Source organism: Streptomyces sp. NPDC059455, assembly GCF_042750115.1.
Lineage (GTDB): Bacteria > Actinomycetota > Actinomycetes > Streptomycetales > Streptomycetaceae > Streptomyces > Streptomyces endocoffeicus.
The window spans coordinates 1-21679 of record NZ_JBHYVB010000068.1; the positions used below are offsets into that span (position 1 = coordinate 1).

Sequence of the window (21679 nt, forward strand, 5' to 3'; positions counted from 1 at the left end):
GGCCGGGCAGGGCCCCGCGCCGGGGGTCAGCCGGTCGGCAGACCGGGCGCCGGGTAGGCCGCCATCAGCTCGGACACCTCGGCCCTGATCTTGGTGAGGGCGCCCTCGTCACCGCTCTTCGCGGCGGTCACCCCGCGGTCGATCCAGTCGGCCACGGCGGGCATGTGCTCGGTGGTCAGACCGCGCGAGGTGAGGGAGGGGGTGCCGATCCGGATGCCGGAGGGGTCGAAGGGCTTGCGCGGGTCGTACGGGACGGTGTTGTAGTTCACCACGATCCCGGCCTGGTCCAGGGCCTTGGCCGCGACCTTGCCCGGCACCTCCTTGGGCGTCAGGTCCATCAGGATCAGATGGTTGTCGGTGCCGCCGGAGACCAGGTCGAAGCCGCGGGCGAGCAGTGCCTCGGCGAGCGCCTTGGCGTTGGCGACCACGGACCGGGCGTAGTCATGGAAGGCGGGCTGGGCGGCCTCGTGCAGGGCCACCGCGATGGCGGCGGTGGTCTGGTTGTGCGGACCGCCCTGGAGCCCGGGGAAGACGGCCTTGTCGATGGCCTTGGCATGGGTCTCGCGCGACATCAGCATCGCGCCGCGCGGACCCCGGAGCGTCTTATGGGTGGTGGTGGAGATGACATCGGCGTACGGGACGGGCGAGGGATGGGCGCCGCCCGCGATCAGACCGGCGATATGCGCGATATCGGCCACGAGCACCGCGTCCACCTCGCGGGCGATCTCCGCGAAGGCGGCGAAGTCGATCGTGCGGGGCACCGCCGTGCCCCCGCAGAAGATCAGCTTGGGCCGCTCCTTGCGGGCCAGCTCGCGCACCTGGTCGAAGTCGATCACGCCGGTGTCCTGCCGCACCCCGTACTGGACACCGCGGAACCAGGCGCCGGTGGCGGAGACGCCCCAGCCATGGGTGAGATGACCGCCCATGGGCAGTGACATGCCCATCACGGTGTCACCGGGCCGGGCGAAGGCCAGATAGACCGCGAGGTTGGCGGGCGAGCCGGAGTAGGGCTGGACATTGGCGTGCTCGGCGCCGAAGACGGCCTTGGCCCGGTTGATCGCCAGGGTCTCCACCTGGTCGATGACCTGCTGCCCCTCGTAGTAGCGGCGGCCCGCGTAGCCCTCGCTGTACTTGTTCTGCAGCACCGTCCCGGAGGCCTCCAGGACGGCGGCGGAGACATAGTTCTCGCTCGGGATCAGGCGCAGGGTCTCGGACTGCAGCAGCTCCTCGGAGCCGACGAGGGAGGCGAGTTCGGGGTCGGCGGCGAGCAGGGCGGGGTGGGACAGGGGCAGGCTCATCGAATCCTCCGGGGCGATCGGTGACGGTCCGGTCGTGTCCCGGGGTGCCCAGGCGGGCGGCACCTCGTGGCGCTGTGGCCGCGCATCGCTTCCTCGTGGTCGGTTCCACGCTCGGCTCGCCAGTCACGATGCGCACCCCCACTCTAGCTAGTGAGACAAGGAGGACAAGATGGGACCGGGACGCTCCGCGGAGCGGGCCATCGCCGCCGCCGAGGCCCATGGCGCGCACAACTACCATCCGCTGCCGGTCGTCGTCGCGTCCGCCGAAGGCGCCTGGATGACCGATGTCGAGGGCCGCCGCTATCTCGATCTGCTCGCCGGATACTCGGCGCTCAACTTCGGGCATCGCAACCGCCGGCTGATCGAGGCGGCCAAGGCCCAGCTGGACCGGGTCACCCTCACCTCCCGCGCCTTCCACCACGACCGCTTCGGCGCCTTCTGCGCCGAGCTGGCCGAGCTGTGCGGCATGGAGATGGTGCTGCCCATGAACACCGGGGCGGAGGCGATGGAGACGGCCGTCAAGACCGCCCGCAAATGGGGCTATCGGATCAAGGCGGTCCCGGACGGCCGGGCCAGGATCATCGCCGCGGGGAACAACTTCCACGGCCGGACGACCACCCTCATCAGCTTCTCCACCGATCCGGAGGCCCGTGCCGACCACGGCCCCTTCACCCCGGGGTTCTCGATCGTGCCGTACGGGGATCTGGCGGCGATGGCGGCGACGCTCGACGCCGCGCCCGAGGAGACGGTCGCGGTGCTGCTGGAGCCGATCCAGGGCGAGGCGGGGGTGGTGGTGCCGCCGCCCGGCTATCTGACCGGGGTCCGGGAGCTGACCCGGGAGCGGAATGTGCTGTTCATCGCCGATGAGATCCAGTCGGGCCTCGGCCGCACCGGCACCACCTTCGCCTGTGAGCACGAGGGCGTGGTCCCCGATGTCTATGTGCTGGGCAAGGCGCTGGGCGGCGGGGTGGTACCGGTGTCGGCGGTGGTGTCCTCCCGCGAGGTGCTGGGGGTGCACCGCCCCGGGGAGCACGGCTCCACCTTCGGCGGCAACCCGCTCGCCTGCGCGGTCGCCCTGGAGGTCATCGCGATGGTGCGGACCGGGGAGTTCCAGCGGCACTCGGCCACGCTGGGCGAGCGGCTCCACCGGGAGCTGGGGCTGCTGCGGGGAAAGGGCGTCCAGGAGGTGCGCGGCCGGGGGCTGTGGGCGGGGGTGGACATCGATCCGTCGCGGGGCACCGGACGGCAGATCTCCGAGCGGCTGATGGACCGCGGCGTGCTGGTCAAGGACACCCATGGCGCCACGATCCGGATCGCCCCACCCCTGGTGATCAGCGAGGAGGATCTGGAGTGGGGTCTGGACCAGCTGAGGGAGGTGCTGGTCGAGTGATCCGGTATTGCCCAGAGAATGACCGGTCTCGCTCAGAGGATGACGTGCGGAATGAAGCGCGCGTACTCATCCGTCACCAGCCCCGCCGACTCGCGGATGCCGAGCCCCGCCGACTCGCCCTCGACCACCCAGGTGCCGAGCACCACGCGGTTGCCGTCGAAGTCGGGCAGCGGCGCCAGTTCCTGGTAGCAGCACGGCTCGTCGCGTACGACGGGCTCCTCGCCCGGCGGATGCACGGTGACCCCCGCGCCCTCGCGGCCCAGCAGCGGTTTGGCCACATAGCCGGTGGTGCGGGCCAGTTCCCGGGGGCCGTCGAGGTAGGCGGGCAGCAGATGGGGGTGGTCCGGGAAGAGCTCCCACAACACGGCCAGCAGCGCCTTGTTGGACAGCAGCATCTTCCAGGCCGGTTCTATCCACAGAGTGGATCCGGTGCCGCCCCCGTTGTCCAGCGTGTCCAGCACACGCGGACCGAACCGGTCGGTGGCCAGCCACTCCCAGGGGTAGAGCTTGAAGCAGCTCCGGATGAAGCGGAACCGCTTGTCCACGAAGCGGCCCGACAGCCGTTCCCAGCCGATGTCCTCCATGGAGATCGCCTCGGTCCTCAGCCCGGCCTGCTCGGCCGTCTCCCGGAGGTAGGCCACCGTCATCAGGTCCTCGCCCAGCTCGTCCCCGGCCGAATGGGCGAAGTACAGGGGCGTCCCCGGCGGCAGCAGCGCCGCCTGGGTGCGCCAGGCGTCGACCAGCCGTTCATGGAGGGAATTCCACTGGTCGGCACCCGGGAAGCGGTCCTCCATCCAGAACCACTGGGCGCTGGCCGCCTCCACCAGCGAGGTGGGTGTGTCGGCGTTGTACTCCAGCAGCTTCGCCGGGCCCGACTCACCGTCGTAGCGCAGATCGAACCGGCCGTAGACGCTGGGCTGTTCGGCCCGGCGGTGCCAGGACTCGGCGATCAGCCCGGCCAGCCGCGGATCGTCGATGCCGAGGTCGGCGAAGCGGCCGGTCTCGACGATATGGGCGGCCGCCGCCAGCGACATCCGGTGCAGCTCCTCGACGACCTCCTCCAGCGCCTCGACCTCGGGCAGCGAGAAGGCGTAGTAGGCGCTCTCGTCCCAGTAGGGACGCAGCGAGCCGTCCGGGTAGCGGGTCAGCGGATAGATGACCCCCTGCTCCTCCACCGTGGACTGCCAGTCGGGGCGGGGGTCGATGGTGTGGCGCTTCATCGTCGGGCGGCCCGCTCAGCCGCCGCCGGAGCCCGAGCAGCCGAAGCCGCCCCGGTCGGCCGCCTTGCTCTTGTCGAAGGTGCCGTAGTCCGCCCAGCGGCCGCTGACGTCGGAGTCGTAGTACCACTCGCCGTCGACGCCCGATGTGCCCTGGCCCTTCTTGCCCTTGCCGCCCGTGGTGGACGAAGAGCCCTTGCAGGCACTGGAGTCGACGACCCGATAGCCGTTCACCGCGTCATAGCTGTCCCGGTCCACACAGCGCTTGTCCGGTTCCGAACCACAGGAGGTGAGCGCCGCCGCCAGCGCGCCCATACCGCCCAGGATCACCGTGCTCGACCGCAGCCGCCGCGTCGTCTTCCGTTCCATCCCCGTCTCCCCGTTTCCCCGTCCCTCTCCCCCGGGCCGCCGTCCCGCCCGAGGCCCTCGGCTCCCCCGAGGCCATAACCGCCCACCTTAGCCTCGCGCCTTCGCGAAGCGCGCCGCGCGCCGGAGGGCGGCGATGGCCGGCCGCTCGTCGTCGGCTCGTGTGACCAGTTGGTGCGGGGAGCCAGTCGGTGCGGGGAGTTCGCGGGGCGCTCGGCGGGTGACCTGAGCGCCCGGCGTGTGACTTCGGTCAGCCGAACCGTGGGACGTCAGGGCAGCACCCGGCACAGCGCCTCCAGCGCGCCCGTGAAGGCGTGGTCGGGCGGGGCGCCATAGGCGAAGACCAGCGCGTCCGGCGGCCCGTCCGGAATCGGTTCTGGCTCGTTCGGACCCGGTCCGGGCTCGTTCGGCTCCCGCTGCTCGCGGTAGCGGTAGCGGGACAGCCCCTCCAGGGCGAGGCTCTGCCAGGCCGCGCCCTGCACCACGGACCGCTCGGTACCGAGCGGCAGTTGGAGCACCGCGTGCAGCCCCGCCGCGATGCCCGTGACCCGCACCCGCGGGGCGCGTTCGGCGAGCGCCGCCACCAGCTGGTCGCGGCGCCGCCGATAGCGCATTCGCATGCCACGCACATGGCGGTCGTACGCCCCGGAGTCGATGAACTCCGCGAGCGTCAGCTGGTCCAGCGCGCCCGACTGCCACTCCCCGGTCGCCTTGAACTCCAGGACGTCGTCCAGCAGATGGTCCGGCACCACCATCCAGGCCAGCCGCAGCGCGGGCGCCAGGCTCTTGCTGGCGGTGCCCAGATAGACCACATGCTCAGGGTCGAGCCCCTGGAGCGCCCCGACCGGGTGACGGTCATAGCGGAACTCCCCGTCGTAGTCGTCCTCCAGGACCAGCCCGCCCACCCGCGACGCCCAGTCGACCACGGCGGCGCGCCGGTCGGGGTCCAGCGAAACCCCGGTGGGGAACTGATGCGCCGGGGTGAGCAGAACGGTCCGCAGCCCGGCCGACCGGTCCAGCTCCGCCGTCCGCGCGCCCCGTTGATCGACCGGCAGCGGCACGGTGCGCAGCCCGGCCCCGCGCATCACGTTCCAGTGGACATCGAGCCCGTAGGACTCCACGCCCACCTCACGGTGACCGGCCTTCGCCCGCACCCTGCTGAGCAGGGCCAGCCCCTGGACGAACCCCGCGCAGACCACGATCCGTTCGGGCGCGGCCCGCACCCCGCGGGCGCGCGCCAGATAGTCGGCCAGGACCCGCCGCAGCTCGGGCCGTCCGGCGGGGTCGCCGTAGCCGAAGGCGTCGTTCGGCGCGGTGGTCAGGGCGCGCCGGGCCGCGGAGAGCCAGGCGGACCGGGGGAAGGCCGAGACATCGGGCTGACCGGCCCGCAGATCGTAGGCCGGCCGGGTGGCGGCCACGGCGGCGGGCGGGGGTGTGCGCGGCGGCGCGGGCTCGGGCGGCACGACGCGCCGGGCGACCCGGGTGCCCGAACCCTGCCGGGCCGTCAGCCAGCCCTCGGCCACCAGTTCCCCATAGGCGTCGGCCACGGTGTTCCGGGCGATGCCGAGGTCGGCGGCGAGGGAGCGGGAGGAGGGCAGCCGGGTGCCCGGGGCAAGCCGCCCGCCGCGAACGGCGTCGCGCAGGGCACGGATGAGCGCGTCCCGCACCCCGGTCCCGCCGCCCCGCGGCAGATCCAGATGGAGATCCGCCCCCGGCCCGGCCGGACCGCCCGACCGCCGTCCGTACTCCGCAGCCCGCTCCCCGGAACCAGCCCGGTGTCCGGAACCAGCCCGGCGTCCGGAGCTGTCCGCCCGCTGCCCGGAGCCGTCTGTCCGCTGTCCGGGTTCACCCCTCGGAGTGGCCCATGAATCCGCCATGGAAATGGACCATACCCCTGGGCCGCCCGGCCTCTAGCGTGGAGGCATGACGACCGGAACTTCCCACGCACACGGCCCCCGGATGCAGTTCGCCAAGGCCGCTCCCGAGGTCTACAAGGCCATGGTCACCCTGGACGCGGCCGCCAGAAAGGGCGTCGACCCGACACTGGCCGAGCTGGTCAAAGTCCGTGCCTCACAGCTCAACCACTGCGCCTTCTGCATCGACATGCACACTAAGGACGCCCGCGCGGCGGGCGAGTCCGAGGAGCGCCTCTACCTGCTCAACGCCTGGGAGGAGGCCGGCGACCTCTACACCGAGAAGGAGCAGGCCGCCCTCGCCCTGACCGAGGCCGTCACCGTCCTGACCGACGGCTTCGTCCCGGACGAGGTCTACGAGCACGCCGCCAAGCACTTCGAGGAGCGGGAGCTGGCCCAGCTCATCGCCCTGATCTTCACCATCAACGCCTGGAACCGCATCGGTGTGACCACCCGCATGGCCCCCGGCGCCTACAAGCCGACCATGTGACCATCCACCCCCGTCGCCGTTATCGACGACGGGGGACCGTTATCCGACATCGGAGTCATCGCGTAACGCATGATGCTGACAGGCCCCCGCACGGCAGTACGGCACGAACGCGATCCGGGCTCAGGGCAGCCACTTCTTCCAGACGTCCGGATGCGCCTCGACCCACTTCTTCGCGGCGTCCTGCGCCGACATCCCCTTCGAGGCGATCAACTCGGACACCTCGTTCTGGTCCTCCTTGGTCCAGTGGAACTTCTTCAGGAACGCCGCCGCCTTGCCGCCCTCCTTCGAGAAGTCCGCGTTCAGGTACTTCTGCAGCGGTGTGGTCGGGTAGGCGCAGTCGATGGACTCGGGGTCCTTGGTGCCCTCAGCAGCGCACTTGTCCGTGTACTTGGGCAGCTCGACCTCGACCATCGGCACCTGGTTGAACAGCCACTGCGGCTCGTACCAGTACGACAGGAACGGCTTCTTCGCCTTGGCGAACTGCTTGATCTGGGTGATCTGCGCCGCCTCCGAACCCGAGAAGACGATCTGGTAGTTCAGCTTCAGGTTTTTCACCAGCGCCTTGTCATTGGTGACATACGACGGTGAGCCGTCCAGCAGCTGACCCTTGCCGCCGCTCTCCGCGGTCTTGAAGGTCTTCGCGTACTTGTTGAGGTTCTTCCAGTTCAGGACGTCCGGATGTTTGTCGGCGAAGTACTTCGGCACCCACCAGCCGATATGGCCGGTGACGCCGAGCCCGCCGCCCGGCACGATCAGCTTCTTGTCCTTGACGTAGCGCTGTTCCTGCTCGGGGTGGCCCCAGTCCTCCAGGATCGCGTCCACCCGGCCCTGGCTGAGCGCGTCCCACGCCGGAATCTCGTCCACCTGGACGGTGTCGACGCGATAGCCCAGTTCGTGCTCCAGCAGATACTGGGCGACCGCGACATTGGACTGAGCGCCGACCCACGACTGGACGGAGAGCGTGATGCTCTTCGCCCCGCCCACATTGGCGTACGGCGAGGACTGCTTGGTCATGTCCGCCGCGCCGCAGCCGGTCGCGGTGAGCAGGGCCGTGACCCCGGCGGCGGCCATCAGCAGCCGCCGGCGTCGATACATACGGGCCGTAGCCATCTCAGGCCCCCTTCTTCTCACGGCGCGAGGTCGGCTGGGTCACCCGGTCGAGCATCAGCCCCAGGCAGACGATCGCCGCGCCGGCGACCAGACCGGTCGCCAGATCGCCCTGCGCCAGGCCGAACAGCACGTCGTAGCCGAGCGCGCCCGAACCGACCAGACCGCCGATGACGACCACGGCCAGCACCAGCACCACGCCCTGGTTGACGGCCAGCAGCAGCGCCGGGCGGGCCAGCGGCAATTGCACCTGGCGCAACTGCTGCCCCTGGGTGGCACCGAGGGAGCGCGCCGACTCCAGCGCCGCCGGGTCGACGTTCCGCAGCCCCTGGGTGGTGATGCGGATGACGGCGGGCAGCGCGTAGACGATAGCCGCGGCCGCCGCCGGGGCGCGGCCGACACCGAACAGCGCGACCACGGGGATCAGGTACACGAACTGCGGCATGGTCTGGAACATGTCCAGCACCGGTCGCATCATCCGCTCCAGCCGGGTGCTGCGCGCGGCCCAGATACCGATCGCGAAACCGAGAACCAGCGTGACGAACACGGCCGCCAGCACCTGGGAGAGGGTGTCCATGGACGGCTCCCACACCCCGAGCACACCGATCGCGGCCATGGCGGCGGTGGCGGTCAACGCGGTGGCCCAGGTGCCGATCAGCCAGGCCAGCGCCGCGACGATCAGCAGCGCCGCGTACCACGGGAGGCCCTGCAGCCCCTCACGCAGCGGGTCGAGGATCCACTTGACGTAGTCCGCGGCCCATTCGGCGGTGCCGCCGACGACGGGCACTCCGGTGTAGAGGTGGTCGACCATCCACTCCTTGAACTGGTTGACGGGCTCCTCGATGGCGACGGTCCAGCCGGTCGGCCAGGTCTGGGAGCCGATCAGCCGTCCGACGACGGTGATCACCGCGGTGATCACCGCGACCCCCGCCCACGCGGGCCAGCCGCGCAGCAGCCGGGGCCCGCCCTCGGCCGGGGGCTGGCCGAGCTGCTCGCCCGCCGCCCCGATGGTGCGGTCCATCACGATGGCGAGGAGCACGATCGGGAGTCCCGCGGCGAGCGCCTTGCCGACGTCCACGCTGGACAACGCCTGGTAGACGCGGTCACCGAGACCACCGCCGCCGATCACGGACGCGATCACGGCCATGGACAGCGCCATCATGATCGTCTGGTTGACGCCCAGCAGCAGCTCCTTGCGGGCCAGCGGCAGCCGGGCGGACAGCAGCCGCTGCCGCCAGGTGGCACCCAGCGAGGTCACGGCCTCCAGCACCCCGGCGTCCGCGCCGCGCAGGCCAAGGGCGGTGAGCCGGGCCATGGGCGGAGCCGCGTAGATCACGGTGGCCAGCACCGCGCCGGGCACGCCGTTGCCGAAGATCATCACAACGGGCAGCAGGTACGCGAACGCGGGCAGCACCTGCATGGTGTCGAGCACCGGCCTTTGCACCCGGAACGCCCATTCCGAGAGGCCACCGGCCAGACCCAGCAGTCCGCCGATGACGACGGAGGCGGTGACGGCGATGACCATCAGCGCGAGCGTCTGCATCGTCGGCACCCACATGCCCAGCAGTCCGCAGACGGCGAAGGACACCAGGGTCGTCACCGCGATCCGCACCCCGGCGACCCGCCAGGCGAGCAGGGTCAGCCCGGCGGTGACACCGGCCCAGCCGAGGGCGAGCAGGGCGACGTAGACGGCGCGGACACCAATGATGATGACGTTGCTGATGTGGCCGAAGAAGTAGAGAAAGATCCAGTGACTGTCGCGGTTGTCGAGGATCCAGTCGCTGGCATCGCCGAGCGGTCCGGACACATCGACGGTCAGCGCGTGCGGCCAGCTGCCGCTCGCCCACTTGGCGTGCGCGAGCGGCACGAGCACGGCGGCGATCACCACGAGCACCGCCAGCTTGCGCGCGGCGCGGCTGTGCACGACGGCGCTCAGCAGGGACGGGCGCGGCTCGGCCACCGCCGTCCCGGTGGTGGCCGGTTCGGTGCCGGGGTCGGTGGCGGGACGGGTGGCGGTGGCACTCACACGCGCCCCCCGGTGCGGCCCGGCGGAGAGAGGGTCGAGGTGGGGCTCATGCCGCGGCCACCTCCTCGCCGTCCAGGCCCGCGACGACGCTCAGCAGACAGGCGTGGTCGACGACGCCCAGGCAGCGGCCGCCGTCCACGACGCGCGCGGGGCCGCCGGTACGGGCCACGGCCTCGATCGCGTCGGCGACCGTGGTGCTCGGGGCCAGCGCGGGCCCGCCGTCCTGCTCGTCGGACTTCGCGGGGCGCATGGCGCGGCGCACGGTCAGCACCTGCTCGCGCGGCACGTCGCGGACGAAGTCCCGTACGTAGTCGTCCGCCGGGGAGCCGACGATCTCCTCCGGGGTGCCCAACTGCACGATCCCGCCGTCGCGCATCAGCATGATGCGGTCACCGAGGCGCAGCGCCTCGCTGAGGTCATGGGTGATGAAGACCATCGTCCGGCCCTCCTCGTGGTGCAGCCGGATGACCTCCTCCTGCATATCGCGGCGGATCAGCGGGTCGAGCGCGCTGAAGGGCTCGTCGAAGAGCAACACCTCGGGGTCGACGGCGAGCGCCCGGGCCAGGCCCACGCGCTGCTGCTGACCGCCGGAGAGCTGACCGGGGCGGCGGCGCTCGAGGCCGGTGAGGCCGACCTTCTCCACCACCTCGGCGGCCTTGGCCCGGCGCTCGGCCTTGCCCATGCCCTGGATCTCCAGCCCGTAGGCCACGTTGTCGAGGACGGAGCGGTGCGGCAGCAGCCCGAAGTGCTGGAAGACCATGGCGGCGCGGTGCCGGCGCAGATCGCGCAGCCGGGCCTTGTCCATGGCCAGGACGTCCTCGCCGTCGATCTTCAAAGTGCCGGAGGTGGGCTCTATCAGCCGGGTCAGGCAGCGGACGAGGGTGGACTTGCCGGAGCCGGACAGCCCCATGACCACGAACACCTCGCCCGGCTGGACGTCGAAGGAGACCTCGCGGACGGCGGCGGTGCAGCCGGTGCGGGCACGCAGCTCACCGGCGGACAGCTCGGCCTCGGCGGAGCCGGGGATCCGGTCGGCCTTGGGACCGAAGACCTTCCACAGGTCGCGGACCGAGAACACCGGGGTGCGCTCGCCGCTCTCGGGGATCCTGGGGGTGTCAGGCGTCTCGGGGACCACGGTCGTAGCCATCACGCCTCACCTCCCGGCGCGAGCGTAGCGGCTCGGTCATCGGGCCTGTGCCGGCCTCGATCGCGCTCCTCGAACAGCAGCTCAGCGCACTTCTCGCCCACCATCAGGACTCCGATCATCGGGTTCACGGCCGGCATCGTCGGGAAGACGGACGCGTCGGCGATACGGACGCCGCTCAGGCCCCGGATCCGCAGATCGGGGCCTACCACGGCGAGTTCGTCCGACGTGGCACCCATACGACAGGTGCCCGCCGGGTGGTACACGGTGTGCGCGACCTTGCGGGCGTACTCGCTGATCTCCTCGTCCGAGGTGATCTCCGGGCCCGGGCACACCTCGCGCTTGAGCCAGCTCGCCAGCGGTTCGGTCTTGGCGATCTCACGCGCGACACGGATGCCGTCGACCAGCGTGCGGCCGTCGTAGTCCTCCTCGTCCGTGAAGTACCGGAAGTCGAGGGCGGGCTTGACGGACGGGTCGGCGCTGGTGAGGTAGAGCCGGCCGCGGCTGCGCGGCTTGGGGATGTTGGGGGTCATCGACACGCCGTGCTCGGGCTTTTCGTAGCCCAGCCGCTCCGGATTGTCGGTGAACGGGATCTGGTAGAAGTGGAACATCAGGTCCGGGCCCCGGGATTCGGGGTCCCGCCGGATGAACAGCCCCGCGTCGGAGTCCATCGCGGAGTTGTCCGGAATCGGGCCGTCCGTCTCCCACACGATGACCGACTCGGGGTGGTCGAGCAGATTCTCGCCGACGCCCGGCAGATCGTGGACGGCGGGAATGCCCAGCGTCTCCAGATCGCCCTTGGGCCCGATACCGGAGTGCATCAGCAGCCGCGGGGTGTCCACGGCGCCCGCGCAGACCAGGACCTCGGTCTCGGCCCGGACCAGGATCTCCTCGCCGTCCTTGGCGCGCACATGCACGCCGGTGACCCGGCCGGTGTCGTCCAGCTCCAGCTTGTACGCCCAGGTCTCCAGCATCAGATGGAGGTTGGGCCGGTCCAGGAACGGGTGCAGATAGGCGACGGACGCCGAGGAACGCTTGTTGTTCTCCGGGTGGTACGCGAGGTCGAAGAAGCCGACGCCCTCATGGAACGGCTTCTTGTTGAACCCCTCGACCCGAGGCACCCCGGCGGCGGCCTGGGCGGCGTCGACGAAGTCCCGCGCGATCGCGTTCCGGTCCTTCTCGTCCACCGGGACGATGTTGTTGCGCAGCCGATGGAAGTACGGGTCCATGGACTCCGCGTCCCAGCCCTCGGCGCCGGCCTCGGCCCACTCGTCCCAGTCACCGGGCAGCGGCTTGAAGGAGATCAGGGTGTTGTGCGAGGAGCACCCTCCGAGCACCCGCGCCCGGCTGTGCCGGATATGCGAATTTCCGCGTGGCTGCTCGGTGGTGGGGTAGTCGTAGTCCAAGTCGCCGCCGAGCAGGCCGAGCCAGCGGCGCAGGGTGAGCACATCGGGCCGGTCGACATCCGACGGTCCGCCCTCGATGACGGCGACGCGGATGTCCGGGTCCTCGGTGAGCCGGGAAGCGATCACCGATCCTGCGGTGCCGCCACCGATCACGACGTAGTCGTATGCGACAGGTACGGACATGTGGGGTTACTCCTCGCGGTCTTACCCAAACGGCTCGCGCCGGTGCGGGCCGGGGGCTGCTGCCGCCCCTGGGGGTGGGGGTGGTGCCGGGTGCCTTACGTGCCTACGGACTCCTCGCCGCCGGTCGCCGCGATCGGGCGCGGCCGGGTCCGGGCCCCGGGGGACGAGTCCGGGCCCGGCCGTGCCCCGGGCGGGGCCGACGGCGGGCGGTCAGCCGGCGAACCAGCGCACCGGGCTCGGCCGCAGGTTCTCGTAGACGTGCTTGGTCTCGCGGTATTCGTCAAGGCCCGCGGGACCGAGCTCACGCCCGACCCCGGACTTGCCGAAACCGCCCCATTCGGCCTGCGGAAGGTAGGGGTGGTAGTCGTTGATCCACACGGTGCCGTGCCGCAACCGGGCGGCGACGCGCCGCGCCCGGGCGGTGTCGGCGGACCAGACGGCGCCGGCCAGTCCGTACTCCGTGTCATTGGCGAGTGTGACTGCCTCGTCCTCGGTTTGGAAGGACTCGACCGTCAGAATCGGCCCAAACGTCTCCTCCCGCACCACCCGCATCTCGCGGTGGCACTGGTCGAGCACGGTCGGGAGGTAGAAGTAGCCGGTGGCCGGGCGGACCTCGTTGGGCTCCGGCTGCTTGCCGCCGCAACGCAGCAGCGCGCCCTCCTCCAGGGCGGACGCCACATACGCCTCGGTCTTGTCCAGCTGCTGGGCCGAGACCAGCGGACCGCACTCGACACCGTCCTCGGTGCCGCGGCCCAGCTTGATCTTCTCCGCCCGGCGGGCGAGCTCGGCCACGAACCGCTCGCGCACCGACTCCTCGATGATCAACCGGGCACCGGCCGAGCAGACCTGGCCGCTGTGGATGAAGGCGGCGTTCAGGGCCTGGTCGACGGCGGTGTCAAAGCCCTCGGCAGTGGCGCAGGCGTCGGCGAAGACCACATTGGGGTTCTTGCCGCCGAGCTCCAGCGCGACCTTCTTGACCGTCGGCGCTGCGGCCTGCGCGACCTTGGTGCCGCTGATCAGACCACCGGTGAAGGAGACCAGATCCACATCCGGGTGCTCGGACAGCCGGGCGCCCACGGGGTCGCCCGCGCCGGTGACCACATTGGCCACCCCGGTCGGCAGCCCGGCCTCGGCCAGCAGCTTCACCAGATGGACGGTGGACAGCGGGGTCACTTCGCTGGGCTTGATCACAAAGGTGTTCCCGGCGGCCAGCGCCGGGGCGATCTTCCAGCTGGCCTGGAGCAGCGGATAGTTCCAGGGGGTGATCATCGCGCAGACGCCGACCGGCTCATGGACCACGACGCTGTGCACATCGGGGGTGCCCGCGTCGACCACGCGCCCGGCCGACTCGCCCGTGACCAGATCGGCGAAGTAGCGGAAGGCGTTGGTCACGTCGTCGACGTCGACCCGGCCCTCCTCCAGGGTCTTGCCGGTGTCACGGCTCTCGATGAGCGCGATCGTCTCACGGTCGCGCTGGAGCAGGTCGGCGACGCGGCGCAGCAGCGCCGCCCGCTCGGCCACCGGCGTCCCGGGCCAGGGGCCCTGGTCGAAGGCGCGACGCGCGGCCGCGATCGCCGCGTCGGTGTCCTCGACACCGCCCTCCGCGACGACGGCGAGGGTCTTGGCGTCCGCGGGGTCGAGGACCTCCCGCTGCGCCCCGGATGCGGCTGCCTGCCACACCCCGTCCACATGAATGGTCTCGACTGCCGCCACGTGATTTCTGCCTTCCGGTTCCGCGTGCTGTGCCACTGGTCCAAGCCAGCAACATGGAGCCCTAACCGGAAGGCGGGAACCTATGCGCGATTCGCAAGAGAAAGTGGGCCGACTCACGTGATCCGAAGGCGGAACCGGCCCCTCGGCTCATGATCGGCCTATGTGTCAAGAGGCCGTGCGGTCAAGAAGTGGTTCGGGCCACAAGGGGGTGCGGTCGAGAGGTGGGGGTGCGATCACGACACGGTCCGGTCACGACACGGCGCGGTCAGGACGCGGTCCGGTCACGACGCGGTGCGGTCAGGACGCGGCCCGGTCACGACGCGGTGCGGTCAGGACGCGGCCCGGTCAGGACGCGGTCCGGTCACGACACGGCCCGGTCACGACACGGCCCGGTCACGACGCGGTGCAGTAGTCGGTCGGGCAGAAGGTGTCCACCGCCGCCTGGTGGACCTCCCGCTCCTCCCCCCGGTCCCCGGCCCCGGAGGGGCCGATCACCAGCACCGCGTACATGGTGCCGTCGGGAGCGGCGAAGCGGCGGTCGAGTATCCGGCGGTGGCCGTCGCTCTTGGACTCGTATGTGTACTCCAGCTGGACCGGGTCCATGGCGGCCGACCCCAGCCGGGTGAGGGCGATCTGCTCGTAGTCACGGTGGGTGGAGGCGATCCGCTCGGCCTCCTGGGCGGACTCGTACGGCGTCGGCTCGGGGCCGTGCAGCTCAAAGATCTGGATCACGGTGCTGTCGTCGGGCGAGGTGTAGTAGACGCTGGGGCCCTGCGTCGTCCGTCGCCATCCGTCCGGGACCGCGAGGTGGTATCCGGCGGGGTCGGCCTGGGTGCTGTAGCCCGCGGGCGGGGCGGCGCCCGTCAGGGAGGGCGAGGACGGGGTGCCGAACGGCGTCGCGGACGGGGACCCGGAGGGTGCCCCGGTCGGACGGTCCGTGGGGAGATCGGTCGGGAGATCGGTCGGCCCACTGGTCTCGGGTCCGGGCGAGGGATAGAGATCGCTCGGCTGGGAGGCGTCCCCGCTCGGCGTGGCCGTGGGGCTCTCGCGGTCCCAGGGCAGCGGCCCCGCCTGATTCCGGGAGGTGCCATCGCCCCCGAAGGCCACCCATCCGGAGAACGCGACCCCCGCGACCAGCAAGATCGTCACCGCCAGCGCCCGTAGCGCCCGCCTGGAGTCCTGCCCCGGCGCTCCCCCGTTGTGCATGCTCATCTATGCCCCCCGATGATGGATCTCTGCTCCCATATGCGGATAAGCCGTGTCGGCTCACATCGGTGTACCCGGTTCGCGGACCGCCCCACCCCCTGTCACCGCACCGATACGGATCCGTCGCCCGGCCGCCGGTCAGGTGGCCGGGCAGTAGGCCGTGGGGCAGAAGGACGCCAGGACGATGCCCTGCCGCTCCCGCTGCTTCGGCCAGTCGTCGGCCGGGCCCGCGACCAGCACCGCGTACTGCACCCGGTCCGGGCCGGTGAAGGCCCGGTCGAGTATCCGGCGCGGGCCGTACTTGGCGCTGTGGTAGCCGTACTCCAGCTCCGCGTCCGCGTCATCGCCGGGCCCGAGCCGCTTGAGCGCATACCGCTTGTAGTCGGGGTTCTTCTTGAGCCCCGTCTCCGCCTGGCGCAGCGCCTCGTACGGCGTGATGTCGGGCTCGGTCAGCGCGAAGACCTGGATCAGACTGCCCCCGTCGGACGATTCGTAGAACACTCCGGTGTCGCGCTTGACCCGTTGCCAGCCCGTGGGCACATCCAGCCGGAACCCCTCCGGGTCGGTGGTGCGCACATAGTCCGCCGGCGGCCCCTGGGTGCTGTCCTCGGACACCGACGGCGGCGCCGAGGTCGGCTCCGCGTACGGCCCCGACGACGATGCCGAAGGCTGCTCGGCCGACGGCGACCAGGACGAGGCCGAGGGCGAACCGCCGTCCGCCCGGGGCTTGTCATCCCCGCCGTCCGACACCAGCTTCCAGGCGCCGAAACCGATCCCGCCGACCAGCACCACGGCGAGCACCGCCAGCAGCACCGTGCCCAGATGCGGATTGGGTGGTCTTCGGCCCGGGGCCGGCGGCTCCGCGCCCGCTCCCACCCAGCGCTGGGCCTCCTCGTCCCATCGACGGCCCCCCTCGCCGCCCGGGGTGCTCATCTCACCCGCCCAACAGTGCGCCGACCGCCTGTCCGACGGCGACGCCCGAGGCGAGCATGCCGACACTGGCGCTCGCGTCCTGCAACATCACCCGGATCCGGGCCAGTCGGCCGGCCCCCGCCCGGCCGGTGCGCTGGATCTCGTCCTCGGTCCGGTCCAGCTCGTCGGAAAGCGCGCCGACCTCCGGGCTCGCGACGACCCGCCGCAGATCCTCGGCAAGCTGCCGAACGGCTCCCAGCAGCTCCTGATAAGCGGGGTCACAGGGGGCCTCCGCCTGACGTCCGTTCACGATGTGGTTGTGGTCGCCGAAGCCGATGGCGCTGCCCTGCACCTTGCCGAACCGAATGTTCCCGAACTTGCTCCCGCCGCCCGCCGCCTGGGTCGCACCGCCACCGCTCGCGCCCGCCGCGTGGTCCGCGCCGCCGCCCATGTCGCTACCGTCCTCCGCGTCAGCCATCGCCATGGCCGCCTCCCGCTCCATTGGTTCCGGTGGTGTTGCTGATGGTGTTGTGGTCGCCGAAGCCGAAGGCGCTGTGCTCCGCGGACTCGATGAAGACCCCGCCGCCGCTCACATTGATGACCTTCTGCTCGAACTCACCGGTCTCCCAGCCTGCTTCGTCGAGCGCCCTTCGCACGCCGTTGGCCACCCGGTCCTCGACGCTCTTCAGATAGCGGCTGACATCCATCTCCTGGAAGAGCGATGCGTCGGCGTCGCTGCCCAACTCCCGCACCGAGACCCAGGGCCCGTCGGGGATGGCCGCCTCATAACCCCCCGCGTACATCCGCCAGAGGAAGGCGGCCGAGCGGAAGGCATGGATGACCGCCCGGCCCGCCGCCGTGGGCATCCGCCCCAGCGCCCAGATCACCTTGCCCGGCAGTCCGCCGCGGCGGTGGGAGTCGGAGAGCCGGTCGACCGCCCGGAAGTCCGGGCGGATCGGGCGCAGCACATGCGGGGCGAACTCCAGCATCAGCATGCCGCCCTGCGTATGCACCCGCACGAAGACCGTGGTGACGACCTCTTCCCGCCATGCGCCGACGCGGATGCGCAGAAAGTGCCGGCGGATCTCGCCGCCCTCCTCAACTGCCTCCGCCCGCTCCCGCGCGAAGTCCGCCTCGCCGTACGGCACAAAGGAGCGGCTCCGTAATCCGGTGACCTTGAGGAAGACGCATTCGTCGAGCTCCAGGCCGCGCAGCCGGTCGCGGCTCTCGGCGGCGGCGCGAGCGGTGCCCTGCGCGGGAGTGGTGCCCTGCGCGGGAGTGGTGCCCTGCGCGGGAGTGGTGCCCTGAACGGGGGTGGTGCCCTGCGCGGGAGTGGTGCCCTGGACGGAGGCGATGCCCTGGGCGGAAGGGGTGCGCAACTTCTCGACCAGCGGCCGGATCCGCTCCAGGATCACGCGGTTGTCCAGCGGCACCGGATCGCCGCCCTCGCGCGGCCGCAGCTCCACGGCGAGGGTCCAGGTGTCATGCGCGGTGCCCGCGCCGAGGAAGGGGTGCCGATCGTGGTAGAGGATCACCGGTGAGTACTGCTCACGGCGGATCAGGGCCCGCACCCGCTGGAAGCGCCCGCCCTCGAACCGCTCCGCGGGGTCCGCGGCGGGGTCGGCGAAGGTCTCCGGCTCCAGATCGGTGGCCAGCACCCGGGCCACATGCTCACGGTGCAGGGCGACCGCGGCGGCCATCGCGGCCGGGATCACCAGCGCGAACCAGGCGGCGGTGGTGTCCGACCCGGTGGCCAGGGCCGGTGCGAAGACCTGAAGCCCGGCCGGATCGGACTGCCCGTCCGTGAGCGCCTGCGTCAGGGCGGAGAACACATAGGACAGCAGGGTCAGACAGCCGAGCACCCGCAGCACCGCGGCTGCCCGCCGCCGGGTGACGGTGACCCCGTCGGCCCCGGGATAGTCGGCGCGGAAGGCACCCATGGCGCCGCCCCTCGCCCAGGCCGCCAGCAGTAGCAGCGCACAGGAGAGCAGGAAGAGATAGAAGAAGCCCTGGGCCAGCAGGAAGTCCAGCACCCATAAGGACACCAGCAGCGCGGTCCAGCACGCCTCCAGACGGCGCGCGCGCAGCGCGTGCGCCAGCACCCGGACCGCGTCGATGCCCAGCGAGGGCGCCACGGCGCGCTCCTCGTGGACATACAGCTCGTCCACGACCGCGTCCCGGAAGTCGTCGTCCAGATAGGCGCCCGCGCATAACAGCCGGGTGGCCTCGCTGGTGGCGTACGGAGAAGCGTCAGCGGCGGTACGAGGTGAAGGGACGGCCGGTGACGGCTCCGCCCGCGACCGCGGCAGACGAGCGGAGTGATCCCCTACCGAAGGATCGGCGCCGCCTGAAAAACGATCACTGCGCGTATTGGCCATAATTCCCCCCGAGGCCGTAGCAACTGCCTCCACGGTAGGGGAAGATGTCCCGCGATTACAGTAAATGGCCGAAGGGTCACACTCCGGAGTGAATACCGGAATATGACCCTTCGGAAACGGCCGCGCCGGGGCGGGCTGGGGCGCGTCAGATCAGGCCGAGGTTCCGCACGGCCTCGCGCTCGTCCTCGAGCTCCTTCACCGACGCGTCGATGCGGCCCCGCGAGAACTCGTTGATGTCCAGGCCCTGGACGATCTCGAACTTCCCGTTCTTCGCGGTGACCGGGAACGAGGAGATCAGGCCCTCCGGCACCCCGTACGAACCGTCGGAGACCACACCGGCGGAGGTCCAGTCGTCGGCGTCGGTGCCGTTGACCCAGGTGTGGACGTGGTCGATGGCGGCGTTGGCGGCGGAGGCGGCCGAGGAGGCGCCGCGCGCCTCGATGATCGCGGCACCGCGCTTGGCGACGGTCGGGATGAAGGTGTCGGCCAGCCACTGCTCGTCGCTGACGACCTCGGCGGCGTTCTTGCCCGCGACCTCGGCGTGGAAGACGTCCGGGTACTGGGTGGCGGAGTGGTTGCCCCAGATCGTCAGCTTCTTGATCTCGCTGACCGGGGCGCCGGTCTTCTTCGCCAGCTGCGACAGCGCGCGGTTGTGGTCCAGCCGGGTCATCGCGGTGAAGCGCTCGGCCGGTACGTCCGGCGCGGCGGCCTGGGCGATGAGGGCGTTGGTGTTGGCCGGGTTGCCCACGACCAGGATCTTGATGTCGTCCGCGGCGTGGTCGTTGATGGCCTTGCCCTGCGGCTTGAAGATGCCGCCGTTGGCCTCCAGCAGATCGCCGCGCTCCATGCCCTTGGTGCGCGGGCGGGCGCCGACCAGCAGCGCGACGTTCGCACCGTCGAAGCCCACGTTCGGGTCATCGGAGATGTCGATGCCCTGGAGCAGCGGGAAGGCGCAGTCGTCGAGCTCCATCGCGGTGCCCTCGGCGGCCTTCAGTCCCTGCGGGATCTCCAGGAGACGCAGTTTGACCGGCACGTCCGCGCCGAGGAGCTGACCGGAGGCGATGCGGAAGAGCAGCGCGTAGCCGATCTGGCCGGCCGCGCCGGTGACGGTGACGGTGACGGGAGTGCGGGTCATGGCGGTCTCCTGCGCTGTGTTGTCAGTCCAAGATCTCTTGGTGTCGAGATACTTGCGTCAGGCTATCCGACGGCACCTGACCCACGTTCTCTCGGGCCATTGTGTAACCGCTCACCGTGCGTTCCGGACCACCGCGTATGTGGGACCACCGCGCACTTGGGCGGCCGCCTGCCAGGAGGGGGAGTGCAGGCGGCCGCCCAGTGCCGCACCCGTGGGGGGGCTCGGGCAGCGCCTGCCCCGATTCCCCCGGCTCATTCCCCCCGGTTTTACGAATTCCTCCGGACGGGCTCTCGGACGGGCTCCGGACGAGCTCCCGAACCGGCTCCGGGCGGGCTCCCGGACGGGCTCTCCGAGCGGCCTCCCGGAAAGGCCTCGCTCCCCCGCGCTCACCCTCGGCCGGGAGCCGTGCAGGCGCGCGTACCGCCGCCGAGGGAGGCGCAGGCAGTGGCCCGCGCGGCGGAGCCCACCGAGATCATCTTGGTGTAGGCATCGCCGTCGTCGTCGACTCTGCCGCGCTGCGAGCGGGCCGCGCCGCCGTTCACGCCCGGCGCCTTGACCTCAATGACGTCGCCCGGGGCGGCCCGGGCGATCCGGGCCCAGGCGGCTTTGCAGGTCTTGCTGTAGCGGACCTCGACATACGCGGTGCCGACGGTGACGTCCGCCGTCGTCGTCGCGGCGGTGCCGCATCCCATGGCCTGCGGATCCTGGCCGGTGCAGTCCTGCCCGGCGCACTTCACGCCCTCCGGCAACTGCTGACGCGCGCTGGTGGCCGGTGCGGTGGGCGGCCGCTCCCCGCGCTTCTCGCCGTCGCCGCCCGCGTCGACCAGAAGGACGGCACCGGCGACGAGCAGGAGCGCGCCGACGAGGCCCCCGGCGAACAGCGCGACACGCCTCCGTCCCCTCGGGGACGGCGACGACGGCGATGAGGGCGACGACGAAGGGGACGACGCGGCCGACGGCGGCCCGGCGGAGTCCGGTGGCTGTCCGGCCGAGGCCGCGCGGGCCGGGAACACCGGGGCCGTCGCGACCAGCGGCTGCTCCGGATCGGGCGGTTCGACCCTCGGCCGGTCCTTCCCCGGTGAGCGGCCGTTCTTACCGGCGTCCACCCCCTGCGCCGCCGGGTCGAACTGCTCGATGGCGGCCCGCGCCCGCGCGACGCTGATGGCCTCCATCGTGGCGTCGTGCCGCATCTCGGAGCGGCTCCAGGCCCGCTCCGCGAGCTCCCACAGCGTGCTGAGGTGGTGGACATCGGCGCCGGTGGTCTCGGCCAGGGCCTCCACCGCGCCCCGCGGGGGCAGCAGCCGTCCGTTGAGGTAGCGCTCCCAGGAACTCTTGCTGTAGCCGGTGCGATCGGCGACGGCGACGACGCTCAACCCGCTGCGCTCGACGAGCGTGCGCAGCTGGCCGGTGAACTCCCGGACCTGCGGATCGAGTTCCTCCGGTAAGTCCCTCCAACGAGGCATTGCCTCCCCCTGTCCCCCGCCCGTACCTGTCAATCTCCCGTGCTGCGGCCGCTGTTGGCGTCCCCGAGCCCCGAACTGACTACCCAAAGGGATGCCTTGCCCCAGGATGTCAGCTCGTCGGGCGGGGGCGCATCGGAGCATTTCGTGCACCGGTACGCACTCCCCCACACCCGGCTCGTCGTTGCACGGCCGAGACCTCGTGCTGGAACGGTCACTTCCGCGCCACAGGGTCCCCACGCTCATTGATCCTGCACAGCTCACACACAACCCTGATTACCAGGCGGTCCGTCCTTCTTCGGGGGAGAGGGCGGACCGCCGCCGGACCATTCGGA

The 21679-nt window shown here is 71.2% G+C and carries 17 protein-coding genes and 1 riboswitch; of the genes, 2 read left to right on the forward strand and 15 right to left on the reverse strand.

Annotated features, from left to right (window positions below; all coding sequences use genetic code 11):
• Positions 1 to 26 precede the first annotated feature (26 nt).
• Complete coding sequence (glyA, locus tag ACFXB5_RS24135; RefSeq protein ID WP_385211367.1) at positions 27 to 1298, reverse strand: serine hydroxymethyltransferase; 1272 nt, start codon at positions 1296 to 1298, stop codon at positions 27 to 29.
• A gap of 39 nt (positions 1299 to 1337) precedes the next feature.
• A riboswitch (ZMP/ZTP riboswitch) is annotated at positions 1338 to 1435 on the reverse strand.
• 32 nt (positions 1436 to 1467) lie between these two features.
• On the opposite strand from glyA, the gene rocD reads away from it, so the two are divergent.
• Entirely contained in the window at positions 1468 to 2688 is a 1221-nt protein-coding gene (gene rocD / locus ACFXB5_RS24140) for an ornithine--oxo-acid transaminase (protein WP_385211369.1), read from the forward strand.
• A 32-nt stretch (positions 2689 to 2720) separates the two neighbouring features.
• On the opposite strand, the gene ACFXB5_RS24145 is transcribed toward rocD, so the two are convergent.
• The 3 genes from ACFXB5_RS24145 to ACFXB5_RS24155 all read right to left on the reverse strand — a co-directional run bounded on the left by ACFXB5_RS24145 (position 2721) and on the right by ACFXB5_RS24155 (position 6148).
• Entirely contained in the window at positions 2721 to 3908 is a 1188-nt protein-coding gene (locus ACFXB5_RS24145; protein ID WP_385211370.1) for a glutathionylspermidine synthase family protein, read from the reverse strand.
• Positions 3909 to 3923: 15 nt separating this feature from the next.
• On the reverse strand, positions 3924 to 4274 hold the full coding sequence (locus ACFXB5_RS24150; protein ID WP_385211372.1) for a hypothetical protein: 351 nt from the start codon (positions 4272 to 4274) through the stop codon (positions 3924 to 3926).
• A gap of 266 nt (positions 4275 to 4540) precedes the next feature.
• Positions 4541 to 6148, reverse strand: a complete 1608-nt coding sequence (locus tag ACFXB5_RS24155; protein ID WP_385211374.1) for a PLP-dependent aminotransferase family protein — start codon at positions 6146 to 6148, stop codon at positions 4541 to 4543.
• Between the two features lie 46 nt (positions 6149 to 6194).
• Between ACFXB5_RS24155 and ACFXB5_RS24160 the strand changes: the two genes are divergently transcribed.
• Positions 6195 to 6674, forward strand: a complete 480-nt coding sequence (locus ACFXB5_RS24160; RefSeq protein ID WP_385211376.1) for a carboxymuconolactone decarboxylase family protein — start codon at positions 6195 to 6197, stop codon at positions 6672 to 6674.
• A gap of 120 nt (positions 6675 to 6794) precedes the next feature.
• Here the strand turns inward: ACFXB5_RS24160 and ACFXB5_RS24165 are convergent, their stop codons facing one another.
• The 11 genes from ACFXB5_RS24165 to ACFXB5_RS24215 all read right to left on the reverse strand — a co-directional run bounded on the left by ACFXB5_RS24165 (position 6795) and on the right by ACFXB5_RS24215 (position 21347).
• Positions 6795 to 7784: an ABC transporter substrate-binding protein gene (locus tag ACFXB5_RS24165; protein ID WP_385211378.1), complete on the reverse strand. Its 990-nt coding sequence runs from the start codon at positions 7782 to 7784 to the stop codon at positions 6795 to 6797.
• 1 nt (position 7785) lies between these two features.
• Entirely contained in the window at positions 7786 to 9807 is a 2022-nt protein-coding gene (locus ACFXB5_RS24170) for an ABC transporter permease (RefSeq protein ID WP_385211380.1), read from the reverse strand.
• A 46-nt stretch (positions 9808 to 9853) separates the two neighbouring features.
• The gene (locus ACFXB5_RS24175; RefSeq protein ID WP_385211382.1) at positions 9854 to 10954 is read right to left on the reverse strand and encodes a glycine betaine/L-proline ABC transporter ATP-binding protein; all 1101 of its coding nucleotides are present in this window, start codon (positions 10952 to 10954) and stop codon (positions 9854 to 9856) included.
• Positions 10954 to 12540, reverse strand: coding sequence for a GMC family oxidoreductase (locus tag ACFXB5_RS24180; RefSeq protein WP_385211383.1), 1587 nt, complete (start codon positions 12538 to 12540; stop codon positions 10954 to 10956). The genes ACFXB5_RS24175 and ACFXB5_RS24180 overlap by 1 nt, the downstream gene beginning before the upstream one ends.
• Before the next feature lie 210 nt (positions 12541 to 12750).
• The gene (locus ACFXB5_RS24185; protein WP_385211385.1) at positions 12751 to 14253 is read right to left on the reverse strand and encodes an aldehyde dehydrogenase family protein; all 1503 of its coding nucleotides are present in this window, start codon (positions 14251 to 14253) and stop codon (positions 12751 to 12753) included.
• 393 nt (positions 14254 to 14646) lie between these two features.
• The gene (locus ACFXB5_RS24190) at positions 14647 to 15465 is read right to left on the reverse strand and encodes a serine/arginine repetitive matrix protein 2 (RefSeq protein ID WP_385211386.1); all 819 of its coding nucleotides are present in this window, start codon (positions 15463 to 15465) and stop codon (positions 14647 to 14649) included.
• Positions 15466 to 15597: 132 nt separating this feature from the next.
• A complete protein-coding gene (locus ACFXB5_RS24195; protein ID WP_385211388.1) occupies positions 15598 to 16392 on the reverse strand; it encodes a hypothetical protein in 795 nt (264 codons plus the stop codon).
• Position 16393: 1 nt separating this feature from the next.
• On the reverse strand, positions 16394 to 16855 hold the full coding sequence (locus ACFXB5_RS24200) for a hypothetical protein (RefSeq protein WP_385211390.1): 462 nt from the start codon (positions 16853 to 16855) through the stop codon (positions 16394 to 16396).
• Complete coding sequence (locus ACFXB5_RS24205) at positions 16842 to 18539, reverse strand: hypothetical protein (RefSeq protein ID WP_385211392.1); 1698 nt, start codon at positions 18537 to 18539, stop codon at positions 16842 to 16844. Before ACFXB5_RS24205 ends, ACFXB5_RS24200 begins: the two co-directional genes overlap by 14 nt.
• A gap of 355 nt (positions 18540 to 18894) precedes the next feature.
• A complete protein-coding gene (locus ACFXB5_RS24210; RefSeq protein WP_385211394.1) occupies positions 18895 to 19884 on the reverse strand; it encodes a malate dehydrogenase in 990 nt (329 codons plus the stop codon).
• A gap of 386 nt (positions 19885 to 20270) precedes the next feature.
• Positions 20271 to 21347: a DUF2690 domain-containing protein gene (locus ACFXB5_RS24215; protein WP_385211395.1), complete on the reverse strand. Its 1077-nt coding sequence runs from the start codon at positions 21345 to 21347 to the stop codon at positions 20271 to 20273.
• Between the last annotated feature and the right edge of the window lie 332 nt (positions 21348 to 21679).

Coding starts and splice junctions, on each gene's coding strand:
- ACFXB5_RS24195 (WP_385211388.1), bottom strand. CDS start 16,392: ATGAGCACCCCGGGCGGCGAGGGGGGCCGTCGATGGGACGAGGAGGCC.
- ACFXB5_RS24145 (WP_385211370.1), bottom strand. CDS start 3,908: ATGAAGCGCCACACCATCGACCCCCGCCCCGACTGGCAGTCCACGGTG.
- ACFXB5_RS24190 (WP_385211386.1), bottom strand. CDS start 15,465: ATGAGCATGCACAACGGGGGAGCGCCGGGGCAGGACTCCAGGCGGGCG.
- ACFXB5_RS24175 (WP_385211382.1), bottom strand. CDS start 10,954: ATGGCTACGACCGTGGTCCCCGAGACGCCTGACACCCCCAGGATCCCC.
- rocD (WP_385211369.1), top strand. CDS start 1,468: ATGGGACCGGGACGCTCCGCGGAGCGGGCCATCGCCGCCGCCGAGGCC.
- ACFXB5_RS24180 (WP_385211383.1), bottom strand. CDS start 12,540: ATGTCCGTACCTGTCGCATACGACTACGTCGTGATCGGTGGCGGCACC.
- ACFXB5_RS24150 (WP_385211372.1), bottom strand. CDS start 4,274: ATGGAACGGAAGACGACGCGGCGGCTGCGGTCGAGCACGGTGATCCTG.
- ACFXB5_RS24160 (WP_385211376.1), top strand. CDS start 6,195: ATGACGACCGGAACTTCCCACGCACACGGCCCCCGGATGCAGTTCGCC.
- ACFXB5_RS24210 (WP_385211394.1), bottom strand. CDS start 19,884: ATGACCCGCACTCCCGTCACCGTCACCGTCACCGGCGCGGCCGGCCAG.
- ACFXB5_RS24155 (WP_385211374.1), bottom strand. CDS start 6,148: ATGGCGGATTCATGGGCCACTCCGAGGGGTGAACCCGGACAGCGGACA.
- glyA (WP_385211367.1), bottom strand. CDS start 1,298: ATGAGCCTGCCCCTGTCCCACCCCGCCCTGCTCGCCGCCGACCCCGAA.
- ACFXB5_RS24200 (WP_385211390.1), bottom strand. CDS start 16,855: ATGGCGATGGCTGACGCGGAGGACGGTAGCGACATGGGCGGCGGCGCG.
- ACFXB5_RS24215 (WP_385211395.1), bottom strand. CDS start 21,347: ATGCCTCGTTGGAGGGACTTACCGGAGGAACTCGATCCGCAGGTCCGG.
- ACFXB5_RS24165 (WP_385211378.1), bottom strand. CDS start 7,784: ATGGCTACGGCCCGTATGTATCGACGCCGGCGGCTGCTGATGGCCGCC.